This is a genomic window from Flavobacterium rivuli WB 3.3-2 = DSM 21788 (genome assembly GCF_000378485.1).
GTDB lineage: Bacteria > Bacteroidota > Bacteroidia > Flavobacteriales > Flavobacteriaceae > Flavobacterium > Flavobacterium rivuli.
Genome location: NZ_KB899968.1, coordinates 137,059 through 152,413 on the forward strand (window position 1 = coordinate 137,059; position 15,355 = coordinate 152,413).

The 15,355-nt window shown below is 39.5% G+C and carries 17 protein-coding genes and 1 riboswitch; of the genes, 4 read left to right on the forward strand and 13 right to left on the reverse strand.

Annotation, left to right across the window (positions count from 1 at the left end):
* Nucleotides 1-185 precede the first annotated feature (185 nt).
* The 8 genes from F565_RS0107300 to F565_RS0107350 all read right to left on the reverse strand — a co-directional run bounded on the left by F565_RS0107300 (nt 186) and on the right by F565_RS0107350 (nt 7,245).
* Nucleotides 186-1,472, reverse strand: coding sequence for a Glu/Leu/Phe/Val family dehydrogenase (locus F565_RS0107300; RefSeq protein WP_020212555.1), 1,287 nt, complete (start codon nt 1,470-1,472; stop codon nt 186-188).
* A 475-nt stretch (nt 1,473-1,947) separates the two neighbouring features.
* Nucleotides 1,948-2,667 (reverse strand): DUF72 domain-containing protein, encoded by a 720-nt coding sequence (locus F565_RS0107310; protein ID WP_020212556.1) that lies wholly within the window; start codon nt 2,665-2,667, stop codon nt 1,948-1,950.
* On the reverse strand, nt 2,664-3,395 hold the full coding sequence (locus tag F565_RS0107315; protein ID WP_020212557.1) for a hypothetical protein: 732 nt from the start codon (nt 3,393-3,395) through the stop codon (nt 2,664-2,666). The genes F565_RS0107310 and F565_RS0107315 overlap by 4 nt, the downstream gene beginning before the upstream one ends.
* A gap of 147 nt (nt 3,396-3,542) precedes the next feature.
* Nucleotides 3,543-4,673 (reverse strand): alpha/beta hydrolase, encoded by a 1,131-nt coding sequence (locus F565_RS0107325; RefSeq protein WP_020212558.1) that lies wholly within the window; start codon nt 4,671-4,673, stop codon nt 3,543-3,545.
* 204 nt (nt 4,674-4,877) lie between these two features.
* Entirely contained in the window at nt 4,878-5,231 is a 354-nt protein-coding gene (rplS, locus tag F565_RS0107335) for a 50S ribosomal protein L19 (RefSeq protein WP_020212560.1), read from the reverse strand.
* 176 nt (nt 5,232-5,407) lie between these two features.
* Nucleotides 5,408-5,890 carry a DUF4352 domain-containing protein gene (locus F565_RS0107340; protein ID WP_020212561.1) on the reverse strand — a complete coding sequence of 161 codons (483 nt, stop codon included), beginning with the start codon at nt 5,888-5,890 and terminating at the stop codon, nt 5,408-5,410.
* 76 nt (nt 5,891-5,966) lie between these two features.
* Entirely contained in the window at nt 5,967-6,320 is a 354-nt protein-coding gene (locus F565_RS0107345; RefSeq protein ID WP_020212562.1) for a nuclear transport factor 2 family protein, read from the reverse strand.
* Nucleotides 6,321-6,387: 67 nt separating this feature from the next.
* The gene (locus tag F565_RS0107350; protein WP_020212563.1) at nt 6,388-7,245 is read right to left on the reverse strand and encodes a helix-turn-helix domain-containing protein; all 858 of its coding nucleotides are present in this window, start codon (nt 7,243-7,245) and stop codon (nt 6,388-6,390) included.
* A gap of 204 nt (nt 7,246-7,449) precedes the next feature.
* On the opposite strand from F565_RS0107350, the gene hxlB reads away from it, so the two are divergent.
* Both hxlB and hxlA read left to right on the forward strand, forming a co-directional pair.
* Nucleotides 7,450-8,043: a 6-phospho-3-hexuloisomerase gene (gene hxlB, locus F565_RS0107360; protein ID WP_035642118.1), complete on the forward strand. Its 594-nt coding sequence runs from the start codon at nt 7,450-7,452 to the stop codon at nt 8,041-8,043.
* A 35-nt stretch (nt 8,044-8,078) separates the two neighbouring features.
* The gene (gene hxlA, locus F565_RS0107365) at nt 8,079-8,714 is read left to right on the forward strand and encodes a 3-hexulose-6-phosphate synthase (RefSeq protein ID WP_020212566.1); all 636 of its coding nucleotides are present in this window, start codon (nt 8,079-8,081) and stop codon (nt 8,712-8,714) included.
* 100 nt (nt 8,715-8,814) lie between these two features.
* Here hxlA and F565_RS0107370 read toward each other — a convergent pair whose 3' ends face one another.
* The 4 genes from F565_RS0107370 to F565_RS0107385 form a co-directional block, all read right to left on the reverse strand.
* The gene (locus F565_RS0107370) at nt 8,815-9,321 is read right to left on the reverse strand and encodes a GNAT family N-acetyltransferase (RefSeq protein WP_020212567.1); all 507 of its coding nucleotides are present in this window, start codon (nt 9,319-9,321) and stop codon (nt 8,815-8,817) included.
* Nucleotides 9,322-9,463: 142 nt separating this feature from the next.
* Nucleotides 9,464-9,724, reverse strand: coding sequence for a DUF6952 family protein (locus F565_RS0107375; RefSeq protein ID WP_020212568.1), 261 nt, complete (start codon nt 9,722-9,724; stop codon nt 9,464-9,466).
* Nucleotides 9,705-10,019 (reverse strand): thioredoxin family protein, encoded by a 315-nt coding sequence (locus tag F565_RS0107380; protein WP_020212569.1) that lies wholly within the window; start codon nt 10,017-10,019, stop codon nt 9,705-9,707. The genes F565_RS0107375 and F565_RS0107380 overlap by 20 nt, the downstream gene beginning before the upstream one ends.
* A gap of 24 nt (nt 10,020-10,043) precedes the next feature.
* The gene (locus F565_RS0107385) at nt 10,044-10,682 is read right to left on the reverse strand and encodes a peroxiredoxin (RefSeq protein ID WP_026299937.1); all 639 of its coding nucleotides are present in this window, start codon (nt 10,680-10,682) and stop codon (nt 10,044-10,046) included.
* A 203-nt stretch (nt 10,683-10,885) separates the two neighbouring features.
* Here F565_RS0107385 and F565_RS0107390 point away from each other — a divergent pair, with 203 nt between their 5' ends.
* Nucleotides 10,886-12,805, forward strand: a complete 1,920-nt coding sequence (locus tag F565_RS0107390; protein ID WP_020212571.1) for an amino acid permease — start codon at nt 10,886-10,888, stop codon at nt 12,803-12,805.
* A 317-nt stretch (nt 12,806-13,122) separates the two neighbouring features.
* Nucleotides 13,123-13,881 (forward strand): slipin family protein, encoded by a 759-nt coding sequence (locus F565_RS0107395; RefSeq protein WP_026299938.1) that lies wholly within the window; start codon nt 13,123-13,125, stop codon nt 13,879-13,881.
* A gap of 89 nt (nt 13,882-13,970) precedes the next feature.
* Here the strand turns inward: F565_RS0107395 and F565_RS0107400 are convergent, their stop codons facing one another.
* Nucleotides 13,971-15,230: a voltage-gated chloride channel family protein gene (locus F565_RS0107400; RefSeq protein WP_020212573.1), complete on the reverse strand. Its 1,260-nt coding sequence runs from the start codon at nt 15,228-15,230 to the stop codon at nt 13,971-13,973.
* A gap of 38 nt (nt 15,231-15,268) precedes the next feature.
* Nucleotides 15,269-15,341: riboswitch (Fluoride riboswitch) on the reverse strand.
* Between the last annotated feature and the right edge of the window lie 14 nt (nt 15,342-15,355).

The following is a 15,355-nucleotide window of genomic DNA, read 5'->3' on the forward strand; positions in this document are numbered from 1 at the left end:
AAATTTACGGTTTTATATATGGCTTAGTGTTAAAAGTAAATCTTATTTTAAGCCATGTACCTATATTTAACTTAATTGCAATTTTCGTGCCTCTTTTATTGCCTAAATACTTAGTATAGATGCTTTAATTGCAATATACGTAATCGCAATGGTTATAGTTTTTCAGGCTAATCCCCTTAATAATTCTAATTTTCTATAAAACTTACTGTGTTGCCTACAGATTTGTTGAGTAAATATGTTTGTGCTACTTTTTTTACTGCCAATATATAGGCTGCAACTCGCAATGTTACATCATACTGTGTTGCAGTAGTATATACATCGCTAAAGCTTTGCTCCAAAATATCGTTTAGCCTATTGTTTACCTGCTCTATAGGCCATGACTCATGCAGTGAGTTTTGCAGCCATTCAAAATAAGATACTGTTACACCACCGGCATTGGCAACAATATCTGGCACTACAGTTATATTCTTATCTTTCAGAATAGCATCTGCATCGCTCGATACCGGCCCATTTGCGCCTTCTACAATAAGGCTGGCTTTTATGTAAGGAGCATTAGCTGCTGTAATAACATCCTCTTTAGCAGCAGGTATTAATACGTTTAAAGGCAGCAATAATAATTCGTCATGTTCTATAGCTTCTGCTTTTGGGTATCCTGTAATGCTTTTGTTATTAAGATTGTAATACAAAATAAGTTCCGGGATGTTTATTCCGGCAGGGTGGTATAAGGCGGTATTAATATCGCTTACAGCAACTACTTTAAGCCCGGCTTCATATAAAAACTGAGCTGTGTGCAGGCCTACATTGCCAAAACCCTGAATTGCTACGGTAGAATGGCTTATGGCCAACCCTAATTTTTGCATTGCCAGTAAAGTAACACTGCTTACGCCGCGGCCGGTAGCTTCAGTTCGCCCTAAAGACCCACCCGCATTTAAGTGCTTGCCTGTTACTACAGCATGAATGGGTTTGCCGTGCAGTAAAGAAAATTCATCCATAAGCCAGCCCATTTCGTCTGGCCCCGTGCCCATATCCGGTGCAGGTACATCTTTATCGGGACCAAAAACATCTGCCAATGCTTTTGTGTAGGCACGGGTTATGCGTTCCAGTTCTGTTTTAGAGTGTTGTTTAGGGTCAACTATAATTCCGCCTTTAGCACCTCCAAACGGGATACCAGTAACTGCCGATTTCCAGGTCATCCACGCCGCAAGCGCTTTAACCTCTTCAAGGTTTACAGCGGTATCATAACGTATTCCTCCTTTAGATGGACCCAGTACTGTAGAGTGAATAACGCGGTAGCCTTCAAAATTTTTTTCCTGGCCGTTGTCAAGTTTTATAGAAAAATTTATAAGCACCTGTTTTTCCGGGCGCTGAAGTGTTTCACGTAATGACTGTTCTAAATTTAATATATCGGCTGCAGTATTGTACCTGTCCAGCATAGATTGAAATGGGTTTTGTTGTATAGCTGTTGTGCTCATTGTATTATAATAGGTATGTTGAATTTTTATTTTGTAACTGTATTGCTATTTGTATGCCGAAACAGTTTAGTTTTTTTAATATGTCTGTTTTTCAGGTTATTATTGCCGGCTACAACAATACGGGCATGTCATTATGATAGGGTATGTTACTGCAAAACGATAGTGTTTGTGGCTATTAGATTTCATTGACTAATAATTTAATTGATAGTTTTGTATAAAAAGAAAAGCCCCTTTACAAGTGTTGTAAAAGGGCTTAGTATATTTTTTTAAGATGTTATACACACGCACTCCTGCAACACAAAAGTATTTTCATGCAGCAGCACATATTTGCGATATTGTTTATTATAAGTGCATTCATCGTTGGTATTCTAATTTGATACTGCAAATATATTCATTTTTTTTATTACTCTATAAAAATAGTAGATTAATAAAAAAATATTTTCATATTAATAATATTCTTTACTATGTAGTTAACTTATAGGTTTTTAAATTGCTGTGCGTTTATAATGGCGGCACTGCTTGCTGTATTGTTAAAAAAAATAAATACCTCGCTACAATTTTTCTTCGAAGAGATATCTTCCTGTAATTCCTTTAGTTCATCTAAAGTATATTCCGAATAGAACAGCCGCGGATTGCCATGCAGCCTTACATAAACTATTTTTGTAGTAACAACAACAGCCGTAGGCAGCTTAGGGTAATTAACTGTGCAAAAAGTTATATTATTTTTAGCCAAAGCATCGTATACGTCCTGGCGCCACCAGCTTTCGTTGCGAAATTCTACCACGTTTTTAAAATCAGGGTTTAATGAATCTATGATAAGTCCAAGCCTGTCTTCGCTATAGCTAAAACTTGGCGGGAGCTGAAACAATATACATCCTAACTTATTGGCAAGGCCTTCTTTGCAAACGGCATATAGCTGATTTATTTCTTCCTTACAATTGTCAAATTTCTTAATGTGGGTAATTTGTTTGGGTGCCTTTACGGAATATATAAAATCGTCAGGAGCTTTGTCGTACCAGTTTTTCATAACCCTGAGTGTAGGGAATTTATAAAAAGTAGCATTTATCTCGAAAGTTTCAAAATGCCGGCAGTAAAACTCAAACCATTGTTTTGAAGGCATATCTTCAGGGTAGAAAACGCCTTTCCACCGGCTGTTGTAATAGCTGGAACACCCTATGTACAGTTGTTTTTTCATTTATGTAGTTCCTGGCAGTTAGTGCAAAAAAAGCTGCGGCGTTTTTTAACTCCGGTATACTCTTTATAAAGTGGAAGGTCGCAGCGCTTGCAGATTTTTTTACTGTGGGCAAGCCAGTGCTTTTTAAGTTCATCTTTTTGTTTCCAGCGCAAAAAATCAAAGCTATAATTGCGGGCCTCTGTAACCATAGCATCAATCTTATCGGGAGGTATTTTTCCAATTAAAGACTCCGGATGTATGTGTACCCTGTATAAAACCTCATTCTTAATAATGTTGCCCACGCCGCTAAATATATCCTGTTCCAGTAATGCATCGCAGGCCTGTTTATTAGGGACTTCCTGTAGTTTAAGCTTTGCTTTTTCCGGATTCCAGTTATCATTCATTACATCTGCGGTAAAGTCGTAATGATCGTTTACATCACCTTCCAAAACCTTTACAGCGGCAGTATAAAAGTTAAGTTCGCCGTTACTAAAAACAAACCCGAGCCGTAGCAGCGACTCCTTACGCTCATTAATTCTATAAGTGCCAAAGAGTAAAAAGTGTATGCGAATTGTAAAACCGTCGAAGCAAAGCAACAGATGTTTGCCCCATGTTTTAATGGCATTAAGTTTTTTGTTCTGAAGCCTGTCCATATCTATTTTTGCATTGCCGGCAGCAGATAATACAACCTGGCCAGTAAAAATATCGGCAGCTTCTTTAGCTATTATAATACTTGGTCCTTCGGGCATGAGGTAGTAGCTTGATTACTTAAAGATACAATAGGTAAGCATGATGCATTTTATGTTTACATAACTTTTAACATGAAAATTTTACGTAAAAATAAAAAAGTCCTTTCTGCAACTACAGAAAGGACTTTTACAAAAGGCTGCGGTTTCCTATAAACCTAAAGCACTTTTTAAATTTTTAGCAGCCAGGCCCTGTGCATCTTTAGCTTCAGGAACTACAGTTGCCATACCAAAGAATTCGTGGGTAACACCGTCATATAATTTATATTCGGTATCTACGCCGGCATCTTTAAGTTTATCGGCAAGTAATTTACCTTCGCTTTGAAGCGGGTCAATTTCGGCACCAATTATCAAAGTTTTAGGCAGGCCTTTAAGGTTTGCTTTTACAAGGCTTAAACGAGGGTCTGCAGACTGCGCTTCAGACGCGTAGTTTTTTACAAACCAGCCCATCATTGCTTTATTGAGTGGTTTTGCATTAGCATATTTTACATAGCTCTCCGCATTCATATCGTTATTAGCTACTGGGTAAACCAATACCTGATATAACGGCAGCATGATCTTTTTGTCGCGCGCCATAATACTTACGTTAGCAGCAAGGTTACCACCGGCACTTTCTCCGGCCACGGCAACTTTACCTGCATTACCGTTAAACGAAGCTGCATTTTTAAGTACCCACTGGTAAGCATCAAATGCTACAGTATGTGCAGCAGGGAATTTTTTCTCCGGCCCTTTAGGATATTCTACAGACACTACAATGGCACCCGTTTGCTCACAAAGGCCTTGTGCACCTGCATTATAAACATTAATATCGGCAATTACAAAGCCACCACCGTGGTAATATACAATTACAGGATATGGTGCTTTACCTTCTTTAGGAGTATAAATACGCACATGAGTAGTACCGCCTGTTACAGGTATTTGTTTGCCTATGGTATCGCAAAGCGGGTTAGGCATAACAATATTATGTTCTTTCATTACTGCCATTACAGCATCGGTAGGGGTAGGCTGTTGGCGTGCCTCTGCGGCAGTAAGGGTTTCTATAGGTTTACCGCCCAGGCTGGCCAGTTTTTCTATAACTACCGCCATTTCCGGTTTAATGTTAGTTCCCCATTCCGGTGCAGGGCCTTTTGGTTCTAATTTTACTTCTTTATTTTCTTTAACAATACTGTCGTTCATCTCTTTTTCGGGAGTTTCTTCTTTTGCTTTGTTACACGAAAACAGGGCAGCCATGCTAAAACAAAGCAGTGCCATTTTTGTTGCTTTAATAAATGTAAATTTCATAATATTCAGGGTGTTTTGATTTATAATGCTAAGTTATTCTGAATATAACTAACAAAATGTTAACCACTTTGCTAAATATTTTATAATTGTATGAAGTGTATTGACAATGAAATTAAAGCAACAGGCTTTAAGCACTACGATTATAAAGCAAAAAAAAATCCTTCCCGTTGCCGGAAAGGATCTTTATATAACTTGAACGAAAAATTATCTTCTTCTTTTTTCTTTGATCTTTGCTTTTTTACCTGTAAGATCTCTGAAGTAGTAAATACGGGCTCTTCTAACTTTACCACGTTGGTTAAGTTCGATTTTTTGAAGTGCAGGCATGTTTAATGGGAAAATACGCTCTACACCTACAGCACCACTCATTTTACGGATTGTAAAAGTTTGAGTAATACCAGCGCCTCTTTTTTGGATAACAACCCCTTTAAAGAACTGAGTCCTTGTTTTTTCACCCTCTTTGATCTCGTAGTACACCGTTAGTGTATCACCAGCTCCAAATTCAGGAAAATCTTTTTTTGTAACAAACTCGTCTTGTACGAATTTAATTAAATCAGACATGATTTTTATGTTTAATTGTTTAAATCAGAGCAACATATACACGATTATCGCCAGAGGTTGGTCCGAATGCGGGTGCAAATATAAAACTATTTTTTTAGAAGTAAATATAAATCAGGTTATTAAATTGATTTAATTGTTTTAAAAACTATAATGGAAGTGCTTCAGATTATTGAACTTTACTTTTCTACAATTATCCTATATCTTTTATCTTCTATAAATAATTCCTTTGGGGTAGCTTTATCAGGGAAGTCGAAAAATACGATCCTGTCGATTTCCTTATGGGGTTTAATTTTTGTTTTAGTACCTGTGAATGATGTTTGTAACTGTATAAAGCCATAAAGGCTATCTTGTTCTGTTGAAATGTAAACATTGGCAAAATCAAAGTTGCAGTCTTTTTCACCTTCATTTTTTAAAGTAAGCTTAAGTTTTACAAATTTCATCCCATCATCTGCAAAAGTTACGCTGGTTGATGACATGTTATTTGAATTGCCGACGGTATGTTGGCTTACTGAAGAAGATTGGTTTGAGCCTGAAAGTACATAATCTTCAGATACCTTTCTAAATTTAACCGTTAGCCCTTCTATATTACTTTCCTGAGCTTTTATGCTCGCCACAACTATAATACATAGTGCAATTACAAAATTTATACGTTTCCTCATTTTATACCGCTAATAAATTCCTGTTTTAATTTATGGCCGCTAAAGTAAACAATTAAAGTAAAATTTAGCAGCAGGATTAAACCTCCTCCACATCCATAACACTTATCAAATTATTTTCAAAAGTATATACGTGATTTACTTTTCCGTCAAATAGAACGTTACCCTCCAGGTCTTTAACAAGTTGGTTAACTTCAACTTCAATTTTGCCATCTGCCCGTTGTGTAATTGATGCAGGTTCTACCTTTGGGTTTATTTCGCTCCATTGCTTTGTCCAGTATTCGCGTACTGCCTCGTGGCCTGTTACATAATCACCTTCAAAAGCTTTAGGCCAGCGCACGTTACTATCCATGAGCAACAGTACGGCATCAATGTTACGGCTATTAAAGCCTATATAAGCCTTTGTTATAATATCTTTATAGTCAGAGTTCATGATTTATTGTTTGTGTTATATAGAGTAAACTTAAGGCTTTTTTTTAACCTGCTAAAGTAATTGAATACTACACCAGCGTATTAAATTTAGACTCTATATGTGCCCGTGCCTTTTTCTGAAATTCCTCCGGGGTTTCTCCGGTTTGCTTTTTAAAGAACCGGCTAAAATATGGCCTGTCGGTAAAGCCAAGGTCGTAAGCTATTTCTTTAATGGTAACATCGCTGTGTATAATTTTACGTTTGGCCTCCAGTATAAGCCTGTCGTGTATAATTTGTGTGCCGGTCTTATCAAGCTTTTCCCTTAGTATCTGGTTCAGCCTTTTAGAGCTAATACCCAGTTTGCCTGCATAAAAGTCAATATTGGTTACCGTTAAGAAATTACCTTCCAGCAACATTAAAAATTCGTACACCCGTTTTTGATGAACATCATGGCCGGAAAATTCGTGCTCCTTTACAGTTATAAGCTTAAGCAAAAATACTTTGAGCAAAGCCTGTAGCATGGTAAAGTTATTACCGTTGTTATATTCTTCCTCCATTATCCTGTAAATATCACCCAGCCCTTTTGCCGACGTTTCATCTAAGCGCAGGCACGAAAATTCTCCCTGAACATTAAATATCCTGAACAGGTCCAGTAAAAAGTCCTTGTCCTCTTCTTCCAGCATCGATCTTTTAAACGAGATAAGCTCACCATTTTTACCTGCTTTATTAAGCTGATGAACACGGTAGGGCGGTATAAGGTAAATCCAGTCGCCTTTAATGCCATAAGCAGGATCGCTTATGCCGTGCAGCGGGTCTTCGTTTTTAAGCCATACCACCTCAAAAAAATCCTTGCGCCCCGGATCGTTTAAATAACTGGGCGGGCAGTTGTTTAAATTCCTGATGTAGAGCAACGATTTTTCGAGGGTGGGAATAGGGGTTTCAATCATACGTGTAAAAGTAACACTTATTAAAATATTAGCATAGGATTATTAGAACATTATAGAGGACTATTCGGAAATACCGCTGTTTTATAGTGGTTTATGATTATTTTTTGTTCGCAATGTTTCCATATAGTCCCATGTTATGCGCTGATTGTATAACTACCTGCCTTTGCAATGTGCCTACTTTTACCATTGTTAAAACAAGCTTATATGCAAACGCAGAATGAAGTACACAAGCAGGAGCTGGTGGATAATCTTAAGATGAGCCTCGACCTGATACTGAATGAGAATTTACAACTATCGCAAAAAATAGATTTAGAAACCCTTGTACCCTTTATAAATTACATAAGGCAGTCACCGCGCATTTTTATACTATCGGCGGGGAGGTCCGGGTTTGCAATGCGCTCTTTTGCAATGCGGCTTATGCACCTTGGCCTTACCGTTTATTTTGTGGGCGAAACCACCACACCCGCCATACAACAAGGCGACCTTTTAATTGCGGCATCAGGTTCAGGCACTACCGCCGGTATTGTGCGTGCTGCAGAAAAAGCCACATCTACAGGGGCAAGCCTTGTGGCCTTGACAACAAATACAGCATCTCCGTTAGCTAAACTGGCTAATCATGTGGTTTATATCCCGGCAGCAGAAAAGGAAGACCATGGGGGAGACAAATCTAAACAATATGCAGGCAGCCTGTTCGAGCAGTTTTTACTCCTTTTAATGGATGCCGTTTTTCAGTCGCTCTGGAAGCTGGATGGCACCCCGGCTGAAGAACTGTGGAAGAGGCACGCCAACTTAGAATAAACACATTTAATTTTTAATAATAAATAAATACCATCATGGCAAAATTACAAGTAGCAATAGATTTATTGACAACCGAAGAGGCATTAGCATTAGCAGCAAAAGTAGCACCGTATGTAGATATTATAGAGTTAGGCACGCCGCTTATAAAAAATATGGGTACGGCAGTAATAACGGCAATGAAAAATGCACACCCTGATAAACTGGTTTTCGCCGATTTTAAAACGGCAGATACGGGCGAGCTTGAAGCAGATATGGCGTTTAAAGCCGGTGCCGATTTAGTTACCGTTTTAAGCACTGTTGGTAACGCAACAATAATAGGTGCTGTAAAGGCAGCTAAGGCACACGGTAAAGGAGTAGTGGTAGACACTATAGGTAATCCTGACCGTGTTAAGAGGGCACAGGAAGTTATAGAACTGGGTGTAGAATTTGTAGAGCTTCACGCCGGCCTTGACGAGCAGTGGACACCGGGTTACTCTATTCAGGTTTTAATTGATGAAGCAGCACGTGTAGGTGTACCGGTATCTATTGCAGGTGGCGTTAACATAGATAACATTGCAGCAGTAGTAAAAGCAGGGGTGAAAGTTGCCGTTGCCGGTGGTGCCATTTATGGTGCCGAAGATTCTGCCGCAGCTGCAAAGGCACTTCGCGAAGCAATTGATGCTGTTAAGTAATACTGTTACTTTCATAAACACTATGGCCTCATTAAATTTTAATGGGGCTTTTTTATGTTTGAAGAAAATAGGCTAAAAATGTTTATAATATTTGAAAATATTATTTCAAAACTTTTTCAAAAGCTTTTCTTGCAGATCCCCGAAAGGTTACTTCTCCGCAGTAGGTATAGCCAAGTTTTTCAAATATTTTAAGCATGCCTGCATTATCATGATTAGTATCTGCTTTCAGGCTCTTAATATTTTTATTTAGGGCAAAAGCTTCTATATAAACCAGCATTTGTTGTGCAAGCCCCTTACCAAGAAATTGTTCAGAGATAGCAACCCTATGGTACACTATAAAATTGCCGTTGGTAAGCCATTCGCCTTTAATATTTGCATATTCGGGCTCGTCATTTACAATTACAGCACAATACCCTGCAATAGTATCATTATTTGTAAGTACATAACCTGTTCCTTTTTTAATATCTGTAGCAACAACTTCGGGGTTAGGATATCCGTCCTGCCACTGGCTGCTGCCATCCATCCTTCTTCGTTCTATTCCTGCTTTTAGTATTTCCCATATATAAGGTGCATCATTTAATGTTGCCTGCCTGAAGGTATAGTCCATTATCAATTATTTAATTTGTTTTAAATATTCTTGTATAAAATTCTAAATTTTAATTACAGTAACAAAGCCTGTTGGCTTAATAAATATATTAAGCAAAAAACGCCCTCATTACTGAGAGCGTTCTTATCTGAATTTAAAATAACTAATTCTTATCTATGGCACCAAGTACGCGCATCATGAATGCATTAAGCGCCGCTTTTTTGTCCATTCCGTCTTTTATCATTTTGTTTACCTCGAGCGCACCATACATGTTAGAGATCAGTTCTCCCACAACATCCAGCTCTTCGTCTTTAAGCGACGGAACTTCGGTAAGTGCCTCCAGCACCTCCAGGGCTTCTATAACGTAGTCCTGGTCGTTATCCTCAATAAATTGAGTTAAGTGCTTAATTACTGGTAACTTCATTTACAAGATCTGTTAAAACTTCTACTTTATTTGTTTGTACCTGGTTTACAAGTACCCCGTTTTTAAATGTTGCAAAGGTGGGCAGGTTATCTACCTTGGCCAGTTTGCGCGACTCCGGGAAATTTTCGGCATCGGCAAGTACAAAGGTAATGCCGTCGTTTTCACTCGCCAGTTTTTTAAACTTTGGCTTCATGATCCTGCAGTTGCCGCACCATCCTGCCGAGTATTGTACTACAACAACCGGAGCACCGGATACGATCTCTGCCAAATTATCTTTTTCAAGTTCCTGTAACATGATGGTAATTTTATAAGTTTTTAATTAGTTAGAAGCTAAGTAAGACGCAACACCGCTACGGTCTGCAGTCATAGCCTCTTTACCTTCTTCCCAGTTAGCCGGGCAAACTTCGCCTTTAACCTGTACATGCGTGTAAGCATCTATAAGCCTTAAGTACTCGTTTACATTACGGCCCAGTGGCATATCGTTAATGCTTTCATGGAAAACTTTACCATCTTCGTCTACAAGATATGTAGCACGGTAGGTAACGTTGCTTCCTTCAAGAACTACAGAGTCTGTATCTTCGTTATAACCGCTTGCCTCAATATCAAGAATATCAAGAATGTTTGCTAAGTTTCTGTTAGTATCTGCAAGTATAGGGTAAGTAACGCCTTCTATACCGCCTTTATCTTTAGGTGTGTTTAACCATGCAAAGTGAACCTCGTTAGTATCGCAAGATGCACCTATAACTACAGTATTCCTTTTTTCGAATTCGCCTAAAGCAGCCTGGAAAGCATGAAGCTCTGTAGGGCATACAAAAGTAAAATCTTTAGGATACCAGAATAATAATACTTTTTTGTTATTGTTAACTGCCTCCTCAAAAACGTTGATTTTTAGGTTGTCGCCCATTTCAGAGATAGCGTCTACGGCAATGTTTGGGAATTTTTTTCCTACGAATGACATATTGTTTGTGTTTTAGTGATGAATGTTTTTCTGATTACAAAAATAACGCAGTTGTCTCTATTATATGTATAAACATTATAACAATTTTCTATCAACTTATAGAAAACGCCTATGTATTATAAATTAAGAATTATTTAAGAATAAAGCAAAACTGTATTGTTTTTTTTATATTTGTTAGCTGCGCATAAAAACCAAAACCCATAATGGCATTAAAAGACCTCTTTAGAAAAAAGAACGTTCAGGACATATTAAACCAGGTAGAAAATAATGATGGGCATGATTCCCTTGGCAGGCACCTGGGGGTTAGAGACCTTGCTGCCTTTGGTATTGCCGCTATTATAGGTGCCGGTATATTTAGCACCATAGGTAAAGCCAGTGCCGATGGTGGTCCTGCTGTGATTTTTCTTTTCCTGTTTACGGCCATTGCCTGTGGTTTTGCCGCCTTTGCCTATGCCGAATTTGCCAGTATGGTACCGGTGTCAGGCAGTGCGTATACTTATAGTTATGTAGCTTTTGGCGAACTTGTAGCCTGGATAATAGGGTGGGCGCTCATTATGGAATATGCCATAGGCAACATTACGGTAGCCATATCCTGGAGCGATTACTTTACCGGCCTGCTCGACAGCGGGGGCATACACCTGCCGCAGTGGGTACAAATGGATTACCTTACGGCCTCTAACGGCTATACCGATGCTATGGCGCTTATGCAGGGCGGTAAAACCTTCGAAAATCTTGATGCCGGGCTTCAGGCTGCTTATACTGCATGGACTACAGCTCCCGCAATAGGTGCCTTTCATTTTGTGGCCGACCTTCCCGCACTTCTTATTATTGTAATTATAACCTGCCTGGTATACAGGGGTATGAAAGAGTCGCGCAATGCCAGTAACCTAATGGTTGTGGTTAAGCTCTGCATAATACTATTGGTTATTGCCGTAGGTGTATTTTATGTAGATACTGCCAACTGGGACCCGTTTGCGCCTAATGGTGCCAGTGGGGTTCTCAAAGGGGTATCGGCAGTTTTCTTTGCTTATATAGGTTTTGATGCCATATCTACCACTGCTGAAGAATGCAAGAACCCGCAACGCGACCTGCCTCGTGGCATGATGTGGGCCATTATAATATGTACCGTTCTCTATGTAATTATCGCACTGGTACTTACCGGTATGGTAAGTTACAGCGAGCTTAATGTGGGCGATCCGCTGGCATTTGTATTTACAAAGCTTAATCTTAAATGGATGAGCGGCATAATAGCCGTAAGTGCTGTTATTGCGATGGCAAGTGTACTATTGGTTTTTCAGATGGGGCAGCCCCGTATATGGATGAGCATGAGCCGCGATGGCCTGCTGCCAAAGCGTTTTAGTAAAGTACACCCTAAGTTTAAAACGCCATCTTACGCCACAATCGTTACCGGTTTTGTAGTGGCTGTACCGGCTTTGTTCCTTAACCTTACTATGGTGACAGACTTGTGCAGTATAGGTACCCTCTTTGCTTTTGTACTGGTATGTGCAGGGGTTTTGGTACTGCAAAACAAACCGGGAATACCAAGGGGCAAGTTTAAAACGCCTTATGTAAACGCTAAATATTTAATGACCATAGGGCTTATTGCAGGCCTTGCATTATCCTACATTTATAATAAAGAAGGAGTGGAGGCATTTGTAACTAATACCAAAGAGGTTAATAACCCCACAACTATTGTAACATCGCTTACTAAAGAACAAACTACCCAGGTTTACAACTCATTACTTGCTCGCGATGTAGCCACCGGCAACCAGGACCTTGAAAGTATCCTTTCCCGTTATGAAAGCGACCCTGCCCAATATGAACGCTTAGTATCTGAATTGCCTATAGACGATTCTTTAAAATATGAAAGCGGTTTAAGCCTGTTTAAGCACAAAATACCCATGTGGATATTCCTAATTTCGTTGGTATTGCTGTCAGTTTGGGCTTACCGCCAAAACTTGTCACTTATACCGCTATTAGGGCTTATTTGCTGCCTGTACATGATGGCACAGCTAAGCGTGTGGAACTGGATATACTTTACAGCATGGTTACTTATAGGCCTTATTATTTATTTTAGCTTTAGCCGAAAAAACAGTAAATTGAATATTAAATCAATAGTATAAATGTTGTAATACGATGAGTATATCAGAAATTCATCATTATGATTTAACGAATATATCGTAATAGTTAATAACTCTAAAAAAATCATTCTGCAACTTTAGCATCATTTATATAAAAACACTTCAGCCTTTGCAGGGTTCCCGTTTAAAACCTGACTAAATTTAGGTGTTAAATGGCAACATCTGCACTAAGTATAAATCGTATATCTGCCTGAAAAATAATAGGTTTAAGGCATTCGCCGATGGTATATGTCGTCGTAAATTAGTACTGCTTTTTGAGGCATCACTTTTGCCTTAGCAGCAATAACCAAAACAATTAGATGATGACACTATTACCTATTATCGGGATCATTATCCTGATACTATTATCGGGTTTTCGCATTGCACAGGAATACCAAAGGGCGATTGTTTTTCGCCTGGGGCGGTTTACCAACGTAAAGGGGCCGGGGCTGTACTGGATTATACCCTTTATCGAACGCCAGCAAACAGTAGATATCCGTACTAAAACAGTCGACCTTGAACAGCAGGAAACCATTACAAAAGACAGCGTTACCATAAAAGTAAATGCCGTTATGTGGTTTAAAATTACCAACCCCGAAGATGCTATTATTAAGGTAGCCGATTACAACAAGGCGGTATACCAGTTCTCTGTTACGGCATTGCGAAACATTATAGGGCAGCATTCGCTTGATGAAGTATTGCGCGGCCGTGAACAGATAAACGCCACATTGCAGAAAATTGTAGATGCTGCCACCAATTCGTGGGGTATAAAAATAGAGATGGTAGAGATGAAGGATGTAGAGATACCCGAAGCAATGCAACGCGCCATGGCCCGCGAAGCAGAAGCTATTCGCGAGAAACGCGCCCGTATTGTAAAAGCCGAAGCTGAGCTCGAAGCCTCTATAAAATTAACGCAGGGTGCCGCCGAAATGGAAAAAAGCCCCATTGCCCTCGAACTTCGCCGTATGCAAATGCTATCGGAAATTGGTATTGACAACAATACAACTACTATTGTTTTGGTACCGTCGGATTTCTCGAATGCTGCACGCAGTTTTACCGAAATGGTAGCCAAACAGTAGAGACGTTGCACTGCAACGTCTAAACGTAGAGACGCATTGAATGCGTCTCTAAAACATATCAACAAAGACGCAGTAATCCTGCGTCTTTGTTATTTACGGGCAAACCTTCCGTAAACATACCCTTTAGCCCCGCCAATAACCTGCGAGGAGTAAATACCCTTATTACCGGACACAAAATAAGCCACAATGCAGGCAATGGCAATGTATAGTCCGCAGTTTAAACCAAAGAGCTCTATACCCATAAGCGTACAGGCAATAGGGGTGTTTGTCGCACCGGAGAAAACCGCAACAAATCCCATTCCTGCCAATAGGGCAATAGGAAGCGGAACCACCATAAACAGCGCACTGCCTAAAGTTGCGCCTACAAAGAACAGCGGGGTGACCTCGCCACCTTTAAAACCTGCTCCAAGGGTAAAAGTTGTAAGCAATATTTTTAAGAGAAAAGCATAGGGTGGTTGTGCTACTGTAAATGATTCGACTATTGTAGGTACACCAAGCCCTATATATTTTGTCGTTCCCATAAAATATATGGCTATGGCTAAACATAAACCGCCTGTAAAGGGGCGTAGTGGTGGGTATGCTATCTTCTTAAAAAAATCACTAAAAAAGTGAACCAGCCTGCTAAACAACAATGCAGCTAATCCAAACAGTACCGCAACACCAATGGTATATGCAACGTTTATCGGAGTGATTGCAGGAACATTTGGTATTGAATATCGGGTATGGGAAACCTTCCAGATGGTACAGGAATAATTAGCAATATAGGCAGTTATAAAGGCGGGGAGAAGTCCATTATATTTTAGTTTGCCAATAACCATAACCTCTAACGCGAAAATAGCTCCCGCTATGGGCGTACCAAACACCGATGCAAAACCGGCGCTTATACCCATAATAATAATGATTTGCCTGTCTAAGTTATCCAGTTTAAACCAGTGCGTAAATTGGTCGGCAATGGCGCCGCCCATTTGAACAGCAGTACCCTCACGACCTGCCGATCCTCCAAATAAATGGGTTACCAATGTACCAAATAGTACTAAAGGCGCCATTTTAAAAGGGATTATCTGCTTTGGGGTATGCAGTTCTTCCAGCAAAAGGTTATTTCCTTTTACAATGCTGTTGCCCCAGTAGTGGTAAGTTAATCCTATAATTAATCCGCCTATGGGTAATAAGGCTATAATCCAATTGTGTGCTTCGCGCCAGTTGGTAACCCAATTTAAAGTGGTAAGGAAAAATGCTGAAGCGCAGCCTGTCGCAAAACCTATTGCTATACAAAGCAGCAGCCATTTTACAATTAATACAATAACAGATTTGGGATTTGCAATGTGCCTTTTTAAATTTTGATTTGTCATATCCGGTGAATTTAAATACGTCTACTGTGGCATAAGCCATTAAAGTAGACGTCATCAGCTACAAATAAAATTTGCGGGCGGTTTAGGGCAGACATCATTGCCATATACTACAAAAGTACTAATTT